At 56.5% G+C, this 17,919-nt stretch carries 19 protein-coding genes; 5 read left to right on the top strand and 14 right to left on the bottom strand.

Annotated features, from left to right (window positions below; all coding sequences use genetic code 11):
• Nucleotides 1–142 precede the first annotated feature (142 nt).
• On the bottom strand, nt 143–934 hold the full coding sequence (locus DPEP_RS05125) for a sulfide-dependent adenosine diphosphate thiazole synthase (protein WP_005660180.1): 792 nt from the start codon (nt 932–934) through the stop codon (nt 143–145).
• A gap of 278 nt (nt 935–1,212) precedes the next feature.
• On the opposite strand from DPEP_RS05125, the gene DPEP_RS13240 reads away from it, so the two are divergent.
• Together DPEP_RS13240 and DPEP_RS05115 are read left to right on the top strand one after the other, a co-directional pair.
• On the top strand, nt 1,213–1,695 hold the full coding sequence (locus tag DPEP_RS13240; RefSeq protein ID WP_198003040.1) for an energy-coupling factor ABC transporter permease: 483 nt from the start codon (nt 1,213–1,215) through the stop codon (nt 1,693–1,695).
• A gap of 63 nt (nt 1,696–1,758) precedes the next feature.
• A complete protein-coding gene (locus DPEP_RS05115; RefSeq protein WP_005660176.1) occupies nt 1,759–3,795 on the top strand; it encodes a methyl-accepting chemotaxis protein in 2,037 nt (678 codons plus the stop codon).
• A 46-nt stretch (nt 3,796–3,841) separates the two neighbouring features.
• Here the strand turns inward: DPEP_RS05115 and DPEP_RS05110 are convergent, their stop codons facing one another.
• From DPEP_RS05110 to DPEP_RS05080, 7 genes are all read right to left on the bottom strand, one after another.
• Nucleotides 3,842–4,510 (bottom strand): TVP38/TMEM64 family protein, encoded by a 669-nt coding sequence (locus tag DPEP_RS05110; RefSeq protein ID WP_005660175.1) that lies wholly within the window; start codon nt 4,508–4,510, stop codon nt 3,842–3,844.
• 2 nt (nt 4,511–4,512) lie between these two features.
• A complete protein-coding gene (locus tag DPEP_RS12735; protein WP_005660173.1) occupies nt 4,513–5,850 on the bottom strand; it encodes a TIGR04283 family arsenosugar biosynthesis glycosyltransferase in 1,338 nt (445 codons plus the stop codon).
• Between the two features lie 49 nt (nt 5,851–5,899).
• Nucleotides 5,900–6,643 (bottom strand): ABC transporter ATP-binding protein, encoded by a 744-nt coding sequence (locus DPEP_RS05100; RefSeq protein ID WP_005660170.1) that lies wholly within the window; start codon nt 6,641–6,643, stop codon nt 5,900–5,902.
• A complete protein-coding gene (locus tag DPEP_RS05095) occupies nt 6,640–7,431 on the bottom strand; it encodes an ABC transporter permease (RefSeq protein ID WP_005660169.1) in 792 nt (263 codons plus the stop codon). The genes DPEP_RS05100 and DPEP_RS05095 overlap by 4 nt, the downstream gene beginning before the upstream one ends.
• A complete protein-coding gene (locus tag DPEP_RS05090) occupies nt 7,428–8,363 on the bottom strand; it encodes an ABC transporter substrate-binding protein (protein ID WP_005660167.1) in 936 nt (311 codons plus the stop codon). The genes DPEP_RS05095 and DPEP_RS05090 overlap by 4 nt, the downstream gene beginning before the upstream one ends.
• 266 nt (nt 8,364–8,629) lie before the next feature.
• Complete coding sequence (locus tag DPEP_RS05085; protein ID WP_005660165.1) at nt 8,630–9,631, bottom strand: biotin synthase BioB; 1,002 nt, start codon at nt 9,629–9,631, stop codon at nt 8,630–8,632.
• Between the two features lie 43 nt (nt 9,632–9,674).
• Nucleotides 9,675–10,772, bottom strand: coding sequence for a heterodisulfide reductase-related iron-sulfur binding cluster (locus tag DPEP_RS05080; protein WP_005660163.1), 1,098 nt, complete (start codon nt 10,770–10,772; stop codon nt 9,675–9,677).
• A 117-nt stretch (nt 10,773–10,889) separates the two neighbouring features.
• Between DPEP_RS05080 and DPEP_RS05075 the strand changes: the two genes are divergently transcribed.
• Both DPEP_RS05075 and DPEP_RS13645 read left to right on the top strand, forming a co-directional pair.
• Complete coding sequence (locus DPEP_RS05075; protein ID WP_005660161.1) at nt 10,890–11,690, top strand: sulfurtransferase; 801 nt, start codon at nt 10,890–10,892, stop codon at nt 11,688–11,690.
• A 3-nt stretch (nt 11,691–11,693) separates the two neighbouring features.
• Nucleotides 11,694–11,816 carry a hypothetical protein gene (locus DPEP_RS13645; RefSeq protein ID WP_255700374.1) on the top strand — a complete coding sequence of 41 codons (123 nt, stop codon included), beginning with the start codon at nt 11,694–11,696 and terminating at the stop codon, nt 11,814–11,816.
• 3 nt (nt 11,817–11,819) lie between these two features.
• On the opposite strand, the gene DPEP_RS05070 is transcribed toward DPEP_RS13645, so the two are convergent.
• Nucleotides 11,820–12,542 (bottom strand): TVP38/TMEM64 family protein, encoded by a 723-nt coding sequence (locus tag DPEP_RS05070; RefSeq protein WP_005660160.1) that lies wholly within the window; start codon nt 12,540–12,542, stop codon nt 11,820–11,822.
• 257 nt (nt 12,543–12,799) lie between these two features.
• On the opposite strand from DPEP_RS05070, the gene DPEP_RS05065 reads away from it, so the two are divergent.
• Nucleotides 12,800–13,102, top strand: a complete 303-nt coding sequence (locus tag DPEP_RS05065) for a TetR/AcrR family transcriptional regulator (protein WP_005660158.1) — start codon at nt 12,800–12,802, stop codon at nt 13,100–13,102.
• A 22-nt stretch (nt 13,103–13,124) separates the two neighbouring features.
• Here DPEP_RS05065 and DPEP_RS13640 read toward each other — a convergent pair whose 3' ends face one another.
• The 5 genes from DPEP_RS13640 to DPEP_RS05045 all read right to left on the bottom strand — a co-directional run bounded on the left by DPEP_RS13640 (nt 13,125) and on the right by DPEP_RS05045 (nt 17,914).
• A complete protein-coding gene (locus DPEP_RS13640) occupies nt 13,125–13,247 on the bottom strand; it encodes a hypothetical protein (protein ID WP_274531987.1) in 123 nt (40 codons plus the stop codon).
• A 155-nt stretch (nt 13,248–13,402) separates the two neighbouring features.
• A complete protein-coding gene (locus DPEP_RS05060) occupies nt 13,403–14,290 on the bottom strand; it encodes a fumarylacetoacetate hydrolase family protein (protein WP_005660156.1) in 888 nt (295 codons plus the stop codon).
• Between the two features lie 24 nt (nt 14,291–14,314).
• On the bottom strand, nt 14,315–15,139 hold the full coding sequence (locus tag DPEP_RS05055; RefSeq protein ID WP_005660154.1) for an NYN domain-containing protein: 825 nt from the start codon (nt 15,137–15,139) through the stop codon (nt 14,315–14,317).
• A gap of 41 nt (nt 15,140–15,180) precedes the next feature.
• A complete protein-coding gene (locus DPEP_RS05050) occupies nt 15,181–16,515 on the bottom strand; it encodes a glycosyltransferase family 2 protein (RefSeq protein WP_005660152.1) in 1,335 nt (444 codons plus the stop codon).
• A gap of 1 nt (nt 16,516) precedes the next feature.
• The gene (locus tag DPEP_RS05045) at nt 16,517–17,914 is read right to left on the bottom strand and encodes a TackOD1 domain-containing metal-binding protein (RefSeq protein WP_005660150.1); all 1,398 of its coding nucleotides are present in this window, start codon (nt 17,912–17,914) and stop codon (nt 16,517–16,519) included.
• Between the last annotated feature and the right edge of the window lie 5 nt (nt 17,915–17,919).

Raw genomic sequence — 17,919 nt, 5'->3', positions numbered from 1 at the left:
GACCCGACCCCTTTTTCGCGCTAAATCGACGACGAGGTCAAGGGACGTTTCGCTAAATCGATCACCCAAGGGATAATACCACAGGAACGACGAAAAAACGGCCTCCCCGGGAGAATCCGAGAAAGGCCGTTCGAATTTGGAATCAGGAGACCCTTTTACCGTTCAATCTGAGGAGGATCTCCTTAGCAGCCTTTTCGCCGGAAAGAAGCATTCCCCCGAAGATCGGTCCCATTCGGGGACCTCCAAAAACGGCGTTGGCGCTCATTCCCGCGACGAACAGACCAGGGTAGACCTCTTTTGTGTTATCCACGGTCAGTTTTTCCGCCCTCTCGCACCAAAGAGACTTCTCTCCCTCCACCTTGCCGGTTTCCGTCAGTAGCCTTCCCGGCACCTTTTTCTCCACGGTAGAGGTCACGTTGGAGTCGTGTCCCGTGGCGTCTATGATGAAATCGCTTCTAACAGCCAATGGATCGACCAGAAGGCCGGATGTCTCGACGGTGGACCAGTTGATCACCAACCCTATAACCCGATCCTCTCTCATCACCACGTCCTCCGCAACCATACCGTTGAACACTGTGACCCCGGCCCTGACGGCCGAGGAGATCAGGGTGGAGACGGCCTCCACAGACCCGGCGGTGTAGTATCCCGGTTCGAACTCCCTGAGGGAGACCCCCAGATCGTCCAGTATCCTCGCACCTTCGGACTGCACTACTATCTCGTTGAAAAGCATGCCGCCGCCCCACATGCCTCCCCCCAGGCTTAACCGCCTGTCGAAGAGGGATACCTTTACCCCCGCGTCAGCCAAGACGTACCCCGCCACCAATCCGGCCGGGCCACCTCCCACTATGACCACGTCGTTTTCCAGATGATCTGTAAGCCTCTCGAAAAAACGGCTTACGATGGCCTTGGAAATAACCCTCTCGTCCAATTCCATGATACCCTCTCCTTTTTAGTGATTTTTTCGGAAAGACAGGGAAAAAAGACGTCGCCTCCCAAGCTAGGGGAGGCGACGTGGACGTCTGAGATGAGATATCCTATTACTCTTCTTCCTGCGCCGGCATTATCCGGTATCGTCGAACGAGACGACAGCGTGATCACACGCTCAGGTTCGAAGGGTCTACGGGTTCCCCCGTACTCTCAGCCCCAGACTCAGGAGCTCCCCTGTTTCTCTTACGAAACAGTATAATCTCTTTATTTTCTTTGTCCATAGCTGTGGCACGTTTTCACCAAACCGTTGCAAAAAGCCACCCGGCGGTGTTGGGAGTCAACGTTATGGACATGGCCTTTCCAGGGCTGATCAGGGTACTCTTCGTATCCAGAGAAAAATGGGCTCTGCTGCTGAGGGGGTTTCTGTGCAGCGCAGGAGGGGTTATTCTGACGGCCCTCATGACGGTGGGAGTGCTGACACTGAACGGCGAGGAGATCGGACAGGGCAAGACAGACGAGAACGGAGCCTTTTCAATAACCATACCGAAGGGAGTCCTGTCCGCAAAAGTTACCATAAACGCAGGCATGGAACACGTGGCCCACGAGGAAATCGCCCGAGAGGGAGCTCCGGAGCAATCGACAGCCACGGAGCCACAGGCCAACCGGAGGTTATCAGGTTATCTGGTAGCCTCTCACGAACCGGACTTCCTCCGCAGGGTGACCTCCTCGGAGATCAAGATAGGCCATCCTAGTTATCGGGGGCACTAACTCGATGCCATAGGGGTATAATAAGGGAAAGTTACGATATCTTTTCCCAGGAGGTCCGTTTATATGACTATAGGTCGCAGATTCGCCGTGTTGCTTACGATTCTCGTACTGACCCTGTCGGGGATAGGGATCGCCACCTTCTTGAAAGGCAACGATATTCTGGAAAACCAGGTCATGGAGACCGGGACGGAGACGGTAAAGGGGGCGGCCGAGACCGTGAGCCAGCACTTCGACATGCTGGCCGGTATAATCGACAACACAGTGTTGGCCGTCGATCAGGCCTGGAGAGAGAACAAGAGGGAGTTCGTCCAGATGCAGGATCTGATGGTCGAGTCCCTTCAGGTCAACAAGAAATGGGGCTTCCAGGACATCTACTTCGGCTTTGCAAGCAACGGAGACTTCGCCACTAGTCACAGGCTGGTGCCACCGGAGGGCTTCGACGCCAGAAAGAGAAGCTGGTACGTAGCGGCGGCCGAGCTCGGCAAAGGCAAGGTGGCCCTGACCGAGCCCTACATCGACGTTACCACCAAGAAACCGGTCATATCGCTCAGCAAGCTGGTTTACGACTCTGACGGAAAGCTGGTAGGTTGCGTCGGAGCCGACGTCGGCATAGGTCACCTGGTCGAGTTCACCAAAAAACTGACCATACTGGGACAGGGCAAGGGAATCCTGCTCAGCACCGAAGGGATGGTCATAGCGGGACCGATCGAGGAGGACGTCATGACCAGAAAGCTCTCGGAAAAAACCGAGGCGGACATGGCGGAACTGGGCAAAAGGATGACTGACGGCAAATCGGGCTTCATGGAGGTAAACCTGAACGGAAGCCACACTGCGTTCTACACCCCGACGAAATGGGGGGTGTCTCTGGCGATACTCTACCCGGTCAGCGCCATAGCGGCTTTGGTACACTCTCTGACCCTGCCTTTGAGCGTAATATCCGTGATAGCCCTGATACTGACCTTGGCCGTGGTGATCTTCACCTACAGGGGCATAGCCTCGCCTCTCAAGAAGGTGTCCGACATGGCTGGACTGATGAAGGAACGGGATCTCACGGTGGACCTCCGATCCATAGGCTACGACGCCAGGGACGAGCTGGGGAACATGATAGCGGCCCTGGCGGACATGGTGGAGAACATCCGGGAGACCATAGGCAACATAACCTCCGAGGCGGACAGCATAAACCAAAGCTCCTCCGGACTGGCCGCCATAAGCGAACAGGCCAACGCCTCCATGGACGAGGCGAAGCGGGCTGTAGAGGAGATAGCCGTTCTGGCCGAGACGAACGCCGCCTCGCTTGAGGAGACCAACGCAGGAGTCGAGGAGGTATCCTCAAGCGCCCATTTGGCGGCGGAATCGGCAACGGAGGGAACCGAGGCGACCGAGTCGGCCACTGAGACGTCGGAGAAGGCGGCTGGGCTGGTAGAGGTAGTCATAGAGGGAGTCGAGTCTGTTGGACGTAAGTCCGACGACACCATAGCCAGAATGAACGCCCTGGGCGAGTCGGTCCATCAGATAACGAGCTTCATAGAGACCATAAACTCCATAGCGGATCAGACCAACCTCCTGGCCCTGAACGCCGCCATAGAGGCAGCCAGAGCGGGAGAGGCAGGAAGGGGTTTCGCCGTGGTGGCAGAGGAGGTCCGAAAGCTGGCGGAGGAATCGGCCAAAGCCGCTGGAAAGATAGACATCCTTATAGGTGATCTTCAGAAACAGACCGGCGAGTCAATATCGGTGACCAAGGAGACAGCCGAGGTGATGAAGGACACCGTCGCAAAAGCCTCCGAGGCCAGAAAGGGACTGGACGAGACTCTGGAGAGCATAAAGAGGGTAAACGTGGCCATGCAGAACATCGCCGCCACCTCGGAGGAACAGGCGGCATCGTCCAACGAGATGGCCGGAGCCGTCGATCAGGCGTCCAAATCCACCGTGGAGATGGCCCAGAAGGTGGAATCCATCAAGTCCTCCACCGTCGAGACCGCTAAGGCATCCGACGGAGTGGCCCATGAGGCGGAGAGACTGGCAAGACTGGCTCGGTCCATAGATGAAGAGCTGAAGAGATTCAAGACGGGAAGCTCGGAAATAGCCACTCTGAAAAAATAAGACACATGCCAAGAAGGCGGCCGGGAGATCCGGCCGCCTTCTTCCGTTATTCTCCCCTCTTTTCGCTCAGCGAACCTCTGAGGCCTAGATAACCCACAGTCAGGCATATCAGTATCACCACGCAGAGGCTGACGGTTCGCCAGGGTACGCACCCCTCCATCAGAGCCTTCTTGAAGACGTCCCCTCCGGCCACGTAGAGGACCGTCCCAGGGAGCATGCACAGCCACGACATCAGCACGTAATATCCGAAAGAGACCGAGGTCAGCCCCATCCCGTAGTTCACCAGGTTGAAGGGAAAGAGAGGGATGAGCCTCACTATCGCAATGACGAAAAAACCCTTCTCTCGAATCATATCGTCCAGCTTCACGAATCTAGGATTTCGGGCCAGCCATCGGGAGACCTGATCCCTGGCCGCGTATCGGGCTATCAGAAAGGCTGCCGCCGCTCCCAGTGTAGACCCTGCGGAGACCACGACGGTTCCGTGAAACACGCCGAAAAGGCTACCAGCCAGGATCGTTATAGGGCCACCGGGAACGGCCAGAATCACCGCCACGGCGAACATGGCGGTGAACACCGCCGGAGCCATCGGCCCGAACGAACGAAGGTGTTCCTCGGTAAACCAGCTTTTGTCTATGCCGCACATCCGAAAGACCACGAACAGGGTCAACAGCCCTCCGATTACGATAGCAAGCCTCACCTTGGAGTTACCCTTCATCGTTACGAACCCCCTTTTATGGAACTTCCGGCCCTATACCAGGCCGCCAACCTTGACGGAGAGATTCCCATTCCCCAAGCAAGCATTATCATGAAATTGCGCAAGGAGGTCCTGGCCGCACCCAGCCTTTTCCAGCGGCGGGCGGAGGTAAGGACCACTGCCGGAAGGGTCGTCACCTTCCCGACCCTCGAGGCGGACCTCACCAGCGATACATCCTCCAACAGGGGCATCTCGGGAAAGCCCCCCAGGTCGAAAAAGACCGATCTGCATAGAAAAAAGCCCTGGTCTCCATAGGGCAGAGACAGCCACCGGGACCTGACGTTGGCCCAGAAGGAAATAGTCGCCATCGAGGAGCGGAACTCGGGATCTTTCAACTCGCCGCCCAGACCTATACGAAGAGAAAAGGCGCCTAAAGACACTTTTTCGTCGCTCAAAACCTTACGGACCGATCCGCCGTATCCCCAGGGCAGAACGCTGTCGCCATGAAGAAACAACAGGATATCTCCCGAGGCGGCTTCAGCTCCAACATTCATCTGAGCAGCCCTGCCCCGGGAAGACCGAACCACCCTCGCGCCACACAGCTCGGCCGCTTCCACCGTGCCGTCGGTGCTGCCTCCGTCGGAGACTATGACCTCCACGTCCATAGCTCCCAGGGCGGAACGTATCGCACGGGAGACAGAGCCTTTTTCGTTCAGAGTCGGTATTACCACCGAGATCTTTCTACGGGCCCGCCTCCACACAGCCAGGTCCTCCGGCCTGTCGACGTCGCTCAAGATCGGAAGACTGGCAACCTCGAGCCCCAGGGAACGGGCCTTCGACAACGTAGCTCGGCCCGTCCTTTCGGAACTCCAGGGAATCCCACGAAACAGGGCACAAGCCCTCTTTCCGGTAGATCCGAGGTCTATGCCGAGACAGTAATATCCCCCGTCGGAAGCTGGCCCCATCACTACGGGATAATCGTCGAGCAGCCTCATGACCCTGGGTATAAAAGACGGATCCATGTCGGGACAGTCGGTTCCCACGATCAGCACCTTTTTCACGCCTTCCTCGAGGGCGTCCAGGAGCGAAAGTTCCATCCTGATTCCCAGATCGCCGCCCCCCTGGTCTCTGACGGAAAGATCTTCGCCTAGCCACCTGCGAAAGCGTTCGGGATCCGAACCGGTGGACCTGATTTCCGAGGAACATCTGGCCATCCTCGCTCCACGCCTTATGGAAGACAGGGTCCTCTCCGCCATCCGACGGTGAAGATCCGACGCGCCATTGGCTCCTAAAGCAGGTATCAACCTGGTCTTGGCCTTTCCCGGCTCGGGCCATTTGACGAAAGCTATAACTCGGTCCAACGAAATCACCTCTGCGAAATCGACTCGTGATACATCGGCGTTCCCACCGTCATCGAGCCTTCATGATCGACCTCAACTCGGCTCGAACCTCCGTGGGATCGAGACCATCGGTGGACAAGAATGCCTTGATCCTGCCCGGAGATCTATCCATCACGATCACCCGATCGGCTATGGCGGCAGCCTCGCCCACGTCGTGGGTTATGAACATCACGGTGTAGGAATGGTCCTCTATAAGAGAGAGAAGCAAATCCTGCATGGCCTCCCTGGTCTGGGCGTCCAAGGCACCGAAGGGCTCGTCCATCAGCAGGACCTTGGGCTTCAGTATCAGGACCCTGGCCAGAGCGACCCTCTGCTTCATGCCACCGGATATCTCTCTCGGAAGATAGTCGGCGAAACGAGACAGTCCGGTCATCTCGAGATGCCGCTTCACCTCGGACCTCAGCTCCGACTTGGCCATCCTTCCCTTCGCCCCGAAGGCCACGTTCTCCGCCACTGTAAGCCAGGGAAAGAGGGCGTCTTCCTGAAAGACCACGCATCTGTCCCGTCCCGGCCCCGAGACAGTCCGGCCCTCCACAGACACGTCTCCCCGGTCGGGGGATTCAAGACCCGCCACTATCTTCAGCAAAGTACTCTTTCCGCAACCGCTCGGCCCCAAAACGCAGACCAGCTCGCCTTTTTCTATATCGAACGACACGTCCGAGAGAACCTCTAGTTCGCCGTCCTTTTCCAGAAAGGTCTTGGAGATCCCTCGAACCGACAGAGCGGCCGGCCCCGTCCCTTTCAGACGGCTCACGCCATCCTCCGGGCCGAGCGAAAGAAAAATCTCATGGCCGACGACAGCAACAGATCGCTCAGCCTTCCCATAGCGGCTATGACCACTATGCCGACTATTATCATGTCTATCCTTCCCATCATCCTGGCGTCCATTATGAGGGCACCCAGACCGAAGGGAACTCCGGTCAGCTCCCCCAAAACCAGATACGCCCAGGAGGTTCCAAGCCCCAACCTGAGGCCGCTCATTATCTGGGGCATGGCGGCGGGCAGCAGTATGTCGAAAACGCCCCTTATCCTGCCGACCCCCATGGTGGCACCGACCTGATAAAGTATGAAATCGACATTTCCTGCCCCTATGGCGGTGTTGACGTACACGGGGAAAAACGAAGCCAAGGCCACCAGGAAGACGGTGGTCTTCATGCCCACGCCGAACCACACCATGGCCAGAGGCAGCCAGCTTATTCCCGGCACGGAGCGGAGTCCGTTTACGGTGGTTCCCAACAGGCTCCTGACGATCGGGACCCTGCCGGAGACCACACCCATAGGTATACCGAAGACGACCGCGGCGACGAATCCCATGGCGACCCTCCCGGTGCTGGCCGATAGATCGGCTACGAATCTCCCGGCGTATGGGGCGGATCCGACCTCGCCGAACAGGTAGACCCAAGCGGATCTTCCTATGTCCATCGGGTCGGGCAGCAGATAAGTCGGGACTATTCCGGTGCGGCATACCCAGAACCAGGCACCCAGAAGGCACGTCGGAACGATCCAGGGCAGAAAAGCAGAGGCCCGGGATCTTTTGGTCAAAACCCCATCTCCTCCTTGACCCTGCGAACGAAGGAGAGGTCGAAAAGCCTTTCGTAGTCGGGCTGGCGGTCTATTACGTGAAGCTCCTCCATCCTGGCGCCGAGTGCCTTGACCCTCTTCACGAAGGCGTCGTCCATGTCCCAGGCAAGTTCTATGTTGGCCGAAGCCTTCTCCAGTATCTCCTTTTTCGTTCCGAAGGAGACCGTTTTTTTCAGCCATACGTCGGGATTGGACCTTAAAAACTCGGTGGCCCTGACATGAGCCCTCACCAGGTCCATCACCATGTCGGGATCTTCCTCTATGAGCCTCTCCGTGACCAACATCCCGGCGTTTATGGTCCCCACGCTGTCGTCGTAATAGGGATAGGACAGTACACGGCCGTATCCATCGGCCACGGCGAGGGTGGGGAAGGGCTCTCCGGACAGAAAAGCGTCTATACTTCCTCGGGCTAGGGCGGTTCCCATGTCGAAGAAGTCTATCCTGACCAGGCTGACGTCCTTCTCCGGGGACAGGCCGTTACGGGTCAGGGCCTCTCGCAACAGTATCTCGTGCATCGTCCCGGGGACGTAACCTATCCTTTTACCTCTGAGCTGGGAGATCTTCTCTATGGGGCCGTCCTTTCCTACAACCAGGGCGGAGCACCTGTTGCAGAGAGATGCTACCAAAACGACCGGCTGCCCCATGGAGGCGGAGTGTATGGCGTGAGCGATGGTGGTGCCGCACATGCCGAGACTTCCCGCCAGAAGAGCCGTCTTCTGATCGGCCGGATTGGTGAAGGAGAGGACCTCCACGTCTTCGGAGGCGTAATCGCCGTAGAAAAAAGGCTGTATGGTCTGAGCGGTTTTCCAGGTCCCGACCCTTACGGCCTCCTTCGCGGAAGAGGCAGCCGCGAAACAGAGAAACAGAAGAATCGAAAAAACTAGCTTCCTCATCTCGACACGTCCTTTCGGTATCTCAAAAACTCACGTCCGAGTTTCCTCGGAGAGGCCGTTTCGTCTCCGCCCTGTCTCGCCCAAACGTATTTCCGATCTGCCTGTTTCGCACCGACCGCCTCGGAGGGCACGTCCTGTGCCCCCTCGGCTTGGGGCGACGTCCTGTCGCCCCATCGGTACTACACGACGGCAGATTCGGAAATACGAGCTCGAACGGGCTACGACGAAACGGCCTCTCCGAGGAGTAGCGTTTTTAGATATGCTCTTTAGGCGAAACAGTTCGATTTTCTGGTCGGATCCCATCCGGTCTCCATGTGGATACGAGCGCAGTTCTCGACGGTGTTTCCCCTTCCCTTGCCCGTGTCGGCCTCCCCGTCTCTGGGGCTGGACCCCACCTCGGGAAAGAGGAGATTGCCCCCTGCTATCAGAGAAAGGGAGTTGGGCTCGTGGGTGCAGTGGGCCTTCGGCACGGTTCCCATCACCAGACGGGACACCGCCACCATCCTGGACATCTCCCTCTCGGTTATCATGCCGTATTTTTCCATGGGAGAACCGGGGAAGTTGACCCTCCTCATTACTCCGCTGTAGGTGGCCTCGTATTTTCTCGCCAGAAACATAAGATCGACTATCTCCTCCGCCTCGTGCTCCGGTCCCACAGGCTCTACGCAGTTCATCCATCTCAGCCCCACGTCTTTGAGGACCTTGATAGTCTCGATTCTCTTATCCCTTTTTAGAGGGGTATCTCTGCCCTCACCTAGCCGCACCGCGTGATACGCCCCTACGAAACCGGCCTCCAGAAGGGCCTCTCCCTCCTCGTGGGTTATGTCTCTGGTGTTGGCCACCAGGGGAACGTCGACGTTGTCCCGAAGGAGCCTGCCTACGTGGAGGAGCCGTTCCATGGGAAAGCTCCCGGTGGTCATGAGATTCAATGAATCGGCTTTGCGGGATTCACCGTGTCTCGCCCACTCAAGAATCTGATCGTCGGAGAAATCTATAGATTCCTTGAAGATTCCGGCCTTCACGGTCAGAGAGCAGAAACTGCAATTGAGAGGACAGGGAGCCACGTTCAGACCTATGTGAAAGTGATTCTCCCCCTTGTTGCCGAAGGTATCCCTGGAAAGGGTATCGGCCGCTTCCATCAAGGCATAGGTATCCTTGGATCTCAAGGGAAGAGCCATCAGATAAAGAGCCTCGTCCCTATCGATTCCCGAGCCGTCCGAGCCCTTTTTCAGTATTTCCCCTGTTTTAGACGCTATTTTCCAAGTCATTCAGAACCCCTCCGATAAAAAATAATCCATGAAAATTAAAAAATCATTTTGCGTCGTCGAATATCGCCCTTCTCAGTTTCCTGCGGTTGGCCCATCTAGCCAATCCCGTAGGAGGAGGCGGCGAAGCACCTCCCAGCAGCAACCTCAGGAGATGCACTACGCCGGAGCTTCCTCCCCCTAAAGAGTCCACGCAGCTCTGACAGCAGCAGACCACCGTCTCCCCGTTACGTCTGTAGCGGGAAATCCTCTCGGACCAGGACGATAAGACCTCGGGATGAACGATGGGAACCATTCCCCCCGCCCCACAGCAAAGTCCGCCTTCCGAACCGTAGGGATCGGTGCGTATCGACGGGCATACCGCTTCCGCCAGCCTCTCGACCTCGGTCAACTCCCTTTCGTCGTCCCTGAGAGGACAGGGAGAGTGGAACATGGCCTCCTCTAACTCGGCATGTAGAGATCCGGACAGAGAGGCGTTACCCCCCAGGTAACCCCATATGGACGACACCTTCACGGGAAGGCTCGACAGGGCCTTCAGACAGTTCGGACAGGCCACCACGATCTCCTCGACCCCACAGGATCTAAGGGTTTTAGCCAGCCCATCCCTTATCCTTCCGGCAACGTCGTCTCGCCCGAGAGACGCGGCGGGAGTTCCACAGCAACCGACCATAACTCCCATGTCGGAATCCAGGGAACGGAGCTCTCTCCAGGTCATCAGCACCAGCTCCGGATCGGAGGACGCCAAGGCACACCCCGGGAAAAACAACCTATTTCCCTTACCCTTCGGAAAGACCGGAGGGGTCCCCATATGTTTCCAGGCCGCCATAAACTGGAACACGAGTACTCCGAAAAAAAGTTTTTTCATTTTTAAGGACGGCTTTACGCAGGCCTTTTTTCTGAGGGCGGTCATGACGGACCTGAGATCCGCTCCTACGGGACAGACACTGGAACAGTAGCCGCAAAGGGAACAACGGAAGGGCCAGTCGTCCTCGATCACGCCGTTTTTAAGAAAATGGGAGACTACTTTCCCCGGTCCCTCCTCCAGCTGGTCGGACATAATACATCCCTTCAGACACATTCCGCAATCGACACATTTATCGGCGAAAACCCGTAATTCCGGGCAAGCGGCCTCGTTCAATTTCAACTCTCGACCTCCTTCTATCCACACGGCAACCCTGGTCACCGCAGGTTATAATGTGTATAATCCCTTTTCGTAGGGATCGCATGATGATAGCACCTTCATATGAAAGGAGTTACTTAAATGAAGCAAACTCTTCTCCGAGTGTGGTTCGCGTTATGCATGCTGACCATCTCGGCGACCGCTTGGGGCGGAGAGCCGGATCTTTCCGGATTCGTCCACCCCGAGTACTTCATCACGCCGCAGAAGCTCCATTCGATGTTAGGCGACCCCAGGCTGGTCCTGTTGGACGGAAACAATCCCAAGGTCTACCGGAAGGGACACATTCCGGGAGCGGTAAACATCGGTTTTCACTTCCTCTCAAAAACGGTAGGAAGACCTGGCGACCCCGGTTGGGGAACCTCCCTTCCAATAGATCGTCTAGAGAAAAAACTGAGAGAACTGGGAGTGAACGACGATTCCATAGTGGTTTTGTATTCCGACATGTTCAAGGGCCCCGGAGCGGACGGACGCAACTTCTGGCAATTGAAGATGGCCGGAATGAAGAACGTGAAACTACTCTACGGTGGACTGCCCCTCTATCGTTCGCTGGGATACGACCTGACGAGAAAGGTGGCGAAACCTTCCCCCTCGAACGAAGGGGCACTCACCCTTCACGAATACGATCCATCCTGGTACACCACTATGGATCAGGTGTATAGCTCCTTGGGAAAGGAACTCATCATCGATACTAGAACCAAAAAGGAGTTCGACGGCAGCACCAACGCCGGAGAACCAAGAGGCGGCCACATAGCCGGATCCGAGTGGATGCTGTGGCTGGACATACTGAACAAAGACGGCAGCCCCAAATCGGCGGAGGAAATAAAATCCATCATGAAAGATAGATTCGGACTGACTCCGCAGGATTCCTTCACCGTTTACTGAACGATGGGCATAAGATCGGGGTACGTTACCTCGGTTCTCAGAGCCGTCGGCTTTGAGCGGGTGAGAAACTACGAGGGATCCATCTACGAGTGGGGCGGAAACGAGGACATGCCGATAGAGAAATAACGTCTATCGATCCCCTGAGGGTAGATCGACGCAACCTTCCGAGTCCCTGCGATCCCTATAGATTTTTTTCCACAGAGAGGCCAAAGCGGTCAAGACGAAAAGCAGGGAAAGGGCCAGGACGAAACGTCTCGTCCCCTCGGTCAACATCCCTCCCACATAAGAGTAGACTACGGTGGCCGGCAGCTGCCCTAACCCGGTGGCCAGGAAAAACGGCCAGAACTTCATGGAGGTCAGTCCGGCCCCGTAGCTTACGATATCGAAGGACACGAAGGGAAGGAGCCTCGCCACGAAAACGGCGTAGTTGCCGTAGCGTTCGAAGAAGCGGTCTACCCCTTCGAGTCCCGCCTTGGAGGTGAGACGCTCAACCGGGCCTCTGCCATACCATCTGGCTATGAAGAAACATAGAGCCGCACCGGCCATGGCGCTCGACCAGGACAGGATAGCTCCCTTCCACCAACCGAAAAGCCCGGCGTTGGCGAAGGTTATCAGAAACGCCGGAAGCGGAGCTATAACCGACTGAAACACCATGAGAAAAAAGGACATAACAGGAGCCCAAATGCCGAACGACAGTATATATCCCCGAATAAGGTTCACGTCCAGAAGCTGAAACATCAAGAATACCTGTTTTATCCAATCTCTGGACGGCTTGAAAGCCACGACCCCGGCTATCAGGACCACCGGCAGAAAGACCCTTAAAAGAAACGACCTGCTAAGAAACCTTCTCACAGACAACCACCTCGAAAAATTCATTTTTTTATTTCTTCCGATACACCCTATCCAATAGCCCATCTTATTCTGACCCCGATAAAATTACACAACCGAATAGAGATTATATCCTCAACGAGAGATCTCGTACAGCCATTTGAGCGGGAACGGCCCTCTTTGCCCCTTGACATTTTTGTTTATATTAACTAACTTACCGATCGACAAGCAAGTGAGGTCTTTCTAACTATGAGAGAGGAAAAAGCGGGGCCTCCGGGCCGTTGATACTGTTTTACTTTCAGAACAAGGAGGGACTGTACGAGGCTGTCAAAGACGGGATAGTCGATCAATGGAGGGATAAGCTTCAACCCAAGCCGGTTCCCGTCGGGGCGGGGCCGGAGTTCATCTCGGACATGATAGAGGTAGCCTTCTCCTTCTACAGGGACAACCCCAGGATGGTCCGCATGGCCAACTGGGGAAGGCTGGAGAGGGACGACGTGTCGCCCCTCTCGATCACGGCGATGGTGTGCGGAACGGTTCACGTATGGTGGGAGTTTCACGGATACATGAGGGACACGACGTAGCATTTGAGAACGTATCCTTCTCCTACGGATCGCGGAGTACGAATCCACCAGGGTAGATGCCCTGAGCGAGCTGTCCTTCTCTGCCAGAGAGAGCGGTCACGGCTCTGGTAGGACCGTCCAGGTCGGGAAAATCCACCGCGGCCAATCTGATCCCCCAGTTCTGGCAGGGCCATATTGAAGAACTCGCCGATTCTGGTGCTGGACGAGGCTACGGCATCTCTGGACCCGGAGAACGAGCTGGACATACAGAAGGCCATCGACACCCTGATAAAGGGATGGACCATCTGAAGGGCCTTCAGGTCACTCTACCCTGTTGACCAGCCGTCCTATTGGAGGGATCTCGCAGACCACCGTATCCCCTCTCTTCATGAACCTCTGAGGGGAGAAACCCATTCCTACCCCCGCCGGGGTGCCTGTGGCTATTATGTCCCCCGGCTCCAGGGTCATCCCGGCGGAGATCTCCGAAACCAGGGTCGGTATGTCGTGGATGAACATGGCGGTGTTGGAGCTCTGGCGAAGCTCGTCGTTGACGTAGCTTCTGACGTCCACCTTCACGGGAAAGGGCAGGGCCGATTTATGAAGAATGACCGGCCCCATGGCGGTGTAGGTATCCAGGCTCTTGCCCCGGAACCACTGGACGTGTCTTTTCTGAAGCCTGCGGGAGGAGAGGTCGTCGAGCACGGAATAACCGAAGACGTGCTCCTCGACCTTCTCCGCCGGTATATCCACACCGGCCTTGCCTATTATGACGGCCAGCTCGACCTCGTAGTCCAGCTGATCGTCCAGGTCGAGACGGGCCTCTATTGGCTCGCCATCCCCTATGATTCGGATCGCCCTCTTGGTGAAGAAGACAGGGGCGGAGGGTTCGGCGAAGTCCTTCATCTCTCCCTTGGTCTCCTCCAGGTGATCCCTGTAGTTGACCCCGACGCAGAGCACGTCGTGGATCGGCCTGGCTATGGGAGGGAGCACCCGAACCTTATCCAGAGATAGAGGCCCGAAACGTTCCGGAGACTCGATGGCCTTTCTAAGAACCTCTATATCCCCCTCGGAGGACCTCTCTATGAAATCCTGCATGTCCCGATAGTCCCGATCGGGCAGAGCGGACCTAATGTCCAAAACGGCACATTCGTCTGCCGTCATGACCCCGATCCCCGTAACTTCTTCAGATTCGAACGCGACGAACTTCATATGCGGTTCCTCCTCACTCAAACTTTACTGGGTCTTTTTCCTGGTCTTTCTACCGTTGCCTCCGTTGCCATTTCCGTTGGTGGTTCTACGGGCGACCTTTCTGCTCTTGGGCTTGTTTCTGATGTATATCACCCGAGAATGGCCGTCGCTCTGGACCCTCTCGTCCACGTCGAATATGCCTATGGCGAAGGCCAGCTCTCCCAGCTTGCCGTAGCCGTAGTTTCTGGGGTCGAACTCGGGAGACTGTTTGGCTATGTTGCTACCCACCGTTCCCAACTGGGCCCATCCCGTGTCGTCCGACGCCGCCTCGAGGGCCGATCTCAACAGGTTGACCAGCTGGGTGTCTCCCTTGAGTTCGTCGGTGGTCTTTCTCTTTATCGCCGAGGGGGAGTCCTCCTTGTTCACCGATATGACCTCGGTGTAGATAAACTTGTCGCAGGCCGACACGAAGGGCTTCGGGGTCTTCTTCTCGCCGAAACCGTAGACCATCAATCCCGCCTCCCTTATCCTGGCGGCCAGCCTGGTGAAGTCGCTGTCGCTGGACACGAGACAGAATCCGTCGAAACGGTTGGTGAAGAGCAGGTCCATGGCGTCTATTATCATAGCGCTGTCGGTGGCGTTCTTCCCCACGGTGTAGCGAAACTGCTGTATCGGCTGGATCGAGTGCTCCAGAAGCACGGTCTTCCAACCTCCGAGATTAGGGGTGGTCCAGTCGCCGTAGATGCGCTTGACGCTCGCAACTCCGTACTTGGCTACCTCCGCCAGCAGAGGCTCGGTGATCGACGGCCTGGCGTTGTCGGCGTCTATAAGCACCGCCAGTCTGGGTTGTATGATGTCCAGTTCGCTCATTTATACTATGTCCTTTCCGAAACGGCATAGCCGTTCATCCTCTAGAATTTGCTCTTTTTGGTAACCCACCATGGGGCCATGTTGGTGTCCCTGTGCCCTCTTCCCAAAAGCTCCCACAGGGTGGCGAAAGCACCGTATACCCTACAGGCGAAGGCGAAAAGGGGGCTTAGCACTATCCAGGGCATCGTCGCCAGATCCTCTTTCGGTCTCTCCGACAGCAGAAGGACGAAGAGGAGGAACATCACTGCCGTCACAGCCAGGTAGAAGAGGTATACCAAAACGGTTATCCACACGGCGAAGGACAGAGGATAAGCCACGAAAAGATAGGCTGTGTAACAGACTATCAGAAGGGGCATCACCACCTGAAAGAGCAGTCCCGTCCAGAGAAGGGCGAGAAAGTTCTTCCACCCCACCAGCTTGGGAGAAAAGCTCCTCCAGTGTTTTCTGAAATACAGAAACGACAGGTCTCCGTCCCACCTCAACCTCTGCTTGAAAAAATCCCTGAAAGTATCGGGCACGTCGGTGAAACCCATGGCCTCCGGGTCGAATATGATCCTGAAACCGTCGTAACGACCGAAATAATTCTTCACCCTGAGAGTCAGGTCCAGATCCTCGGCGGTACCGGCGTCCCAGCCACCTATGAGATCCAACACGGATCTGCGAAACACTCCGAAGGCGCCGGAGATATTGTTCACCACGCCGAGAGCGCTCAGTCCCGTCTTGGCCGCCTGTATCGATAGGAAGTACTCTATTGCCTGAAGCCTCGTCACCAGGCCGCTCCGAGCGTTTCGGACCCTGAGACAACCGGACACGCACCCAACCGACCGGTCCTCGAAGTGTCTGGTGGCCCGCTCCACCATATCGTTGTCGAAGGAGGTATCGCCGTCGAGGGCCATTACGATTTCTCCGTCGGCGAAGTTCATCCCGGTGTTGAGAGCGGAGACCCTGCCGCCTCTTTGCCACTTGGGGACCACCTGAAGGGATCGGTTGGACAACCTAGCCACAGCCGACTCCATCGACTTGGCCGCCCTGAACGTCTCCCCGTTCAACGCCGCTCCGTCCACTATGGGTATTATCTGAATCCTGCCCGGGTATATCTGACGAGCCAGAGACCTTATGGTATGTTTAACCGCATCTCCCTCGCTGTAGCATGTCACGAGACAGGACACCGACGGATAATAGTCGCTCCGCCAGGGAAGCTGGTACATTCGTTCGAGACAATGTTTCAGCACCCCGAGGATTATCATTATATAGACCGGCATCTCCAGAAAAAGCACGAAGGGGATGAACTTGAGGAGAACCTGCCATGTCTCCGGCGAAAGAGGGGCGTCCAGGAAAAGAGATACCGCCCTGAAAAGGGGCTCCGGGACGTTCAAATCAGCTTCCCTCCAGATCTCCGGACAACCTGGCGAGGACGAGGGCCGCCGTGTCCCTCTCGAGCAGATCCTCCGATACGGAGAAAAGAGAGGAGCAAAAACGAGGCTTGGGGACCCCCTCCACCACTACCTCGTTCGCCAAGGCCAAAATCCGTTCCTCCAAAATCGAGGCTCCCTCTCTGTCGGTCCTGGGAAGCAGGAGCCAGAGTATCCCCGTTCCGTTCCTGGTGGAGACGTCGGTCCCCCTTATAAGCTGTCTGAGCCTTCCGGCCAGAGAGTCCATGAGCTGAGCCGTTCTCTGCCTTCCGAGGATCTCGGACATCTCCACTATATTGAAGAAGCGGATTCCCAGCAAAGAGAAAACCTCGTCAGGGTAGCGGCGATTGAGCATTATCAGCCAGTCCAGAAACTGGTCGAAGTAGGCCGGTACCACGTAGTTCAGCCGGTCCAACAGGGCGTAGACATCGTCGATGGAGCCGACCTTGGCGGCGGAGCGCCCCTTCTCGGTCAGACGATAGCTATGGATGGAGTCTATCAGCAGATCCTCCGGCTTGGACCTGGTTCGACAGTCGAGGCAGTCCACCACCACATCGGCCTCTATGAACCGAAGCCCGCAATCGTTGCAGACGAAGCTCTCCAGAGGGTGGTCGTAGTCCGAGCCCAGATGTCTCAACATGGTGCTGCAAAAGGGACATTGAAGGGTATGTCCACGGAGAAACTCCTCCGTAGGGGCCACTCTTCCGCAGGTAAAGCAGTGGGTGAACTCCTTGGCCGCTATGTCGATGCTGCCGCAGCCGGGACATACGTCGACGTAGTTGAGCCGAGGCCCCTCGCAGCTGGGACACCTTCTGATCCTGTCCACCAATGTGCCGTTACCGACAAGTCCTCGCTCCCTCATGTTCCTGAGCCAACGAGCCGAATCTCCCTCTCCGCTGAGGAAATCGGCGGCGGGATAGACGTACAGATCGTGCGAAGTCGGTCGAAGAACCGGCCATATGTCGGAGGTTCTGCCGTAGAGATATCCCATTAATCTGTACTCCCTGCCTTGGCTCAGGGCGTCGAGATCTATCTCGGCGACTCTCTTCCGAACCTCTGCACTGGTTACGGCAGCTTCCTCCGTCGAGGTAACTACCCCGTCGGTCAGGTAGACCAGATCTCCGTCAAGCGCGGAGGAACACAGCACCGGAAGCCAACAGATGGAGGGGGCCTTTCGAACCTCCGTCAGTATCGACACCAGAACCGACTCCTCTAGATCCATATCTAGAATAAGGCCTCCGTAGTTACCGTCCAAAAGAACGGAGGAAACTCTGTCGGGATCATATATCTCGACCAGTAGGTCAGACGAGACCAGAACCCCTGTCCCATCTGACACCAGACGGATCAATTTAGGTCTGTCCATAAGGT

The sequence above is a fragment of the Dethiosulfovibrio peptidovorans DSM 11002 genome (assembly GCF_000172975.1).
In the GTDB taxonomy this organism is placed as follows: Bacteria; Synergistota; Synergistia; order Synergistales; family Dethiosulfovibrionaceae; genus Dethiosulfovibrio; species Dethiosulfovibrio peptidovorans.
This window is presented reverse-complemented; position numbering and strand designations above follow the sequence as displayed.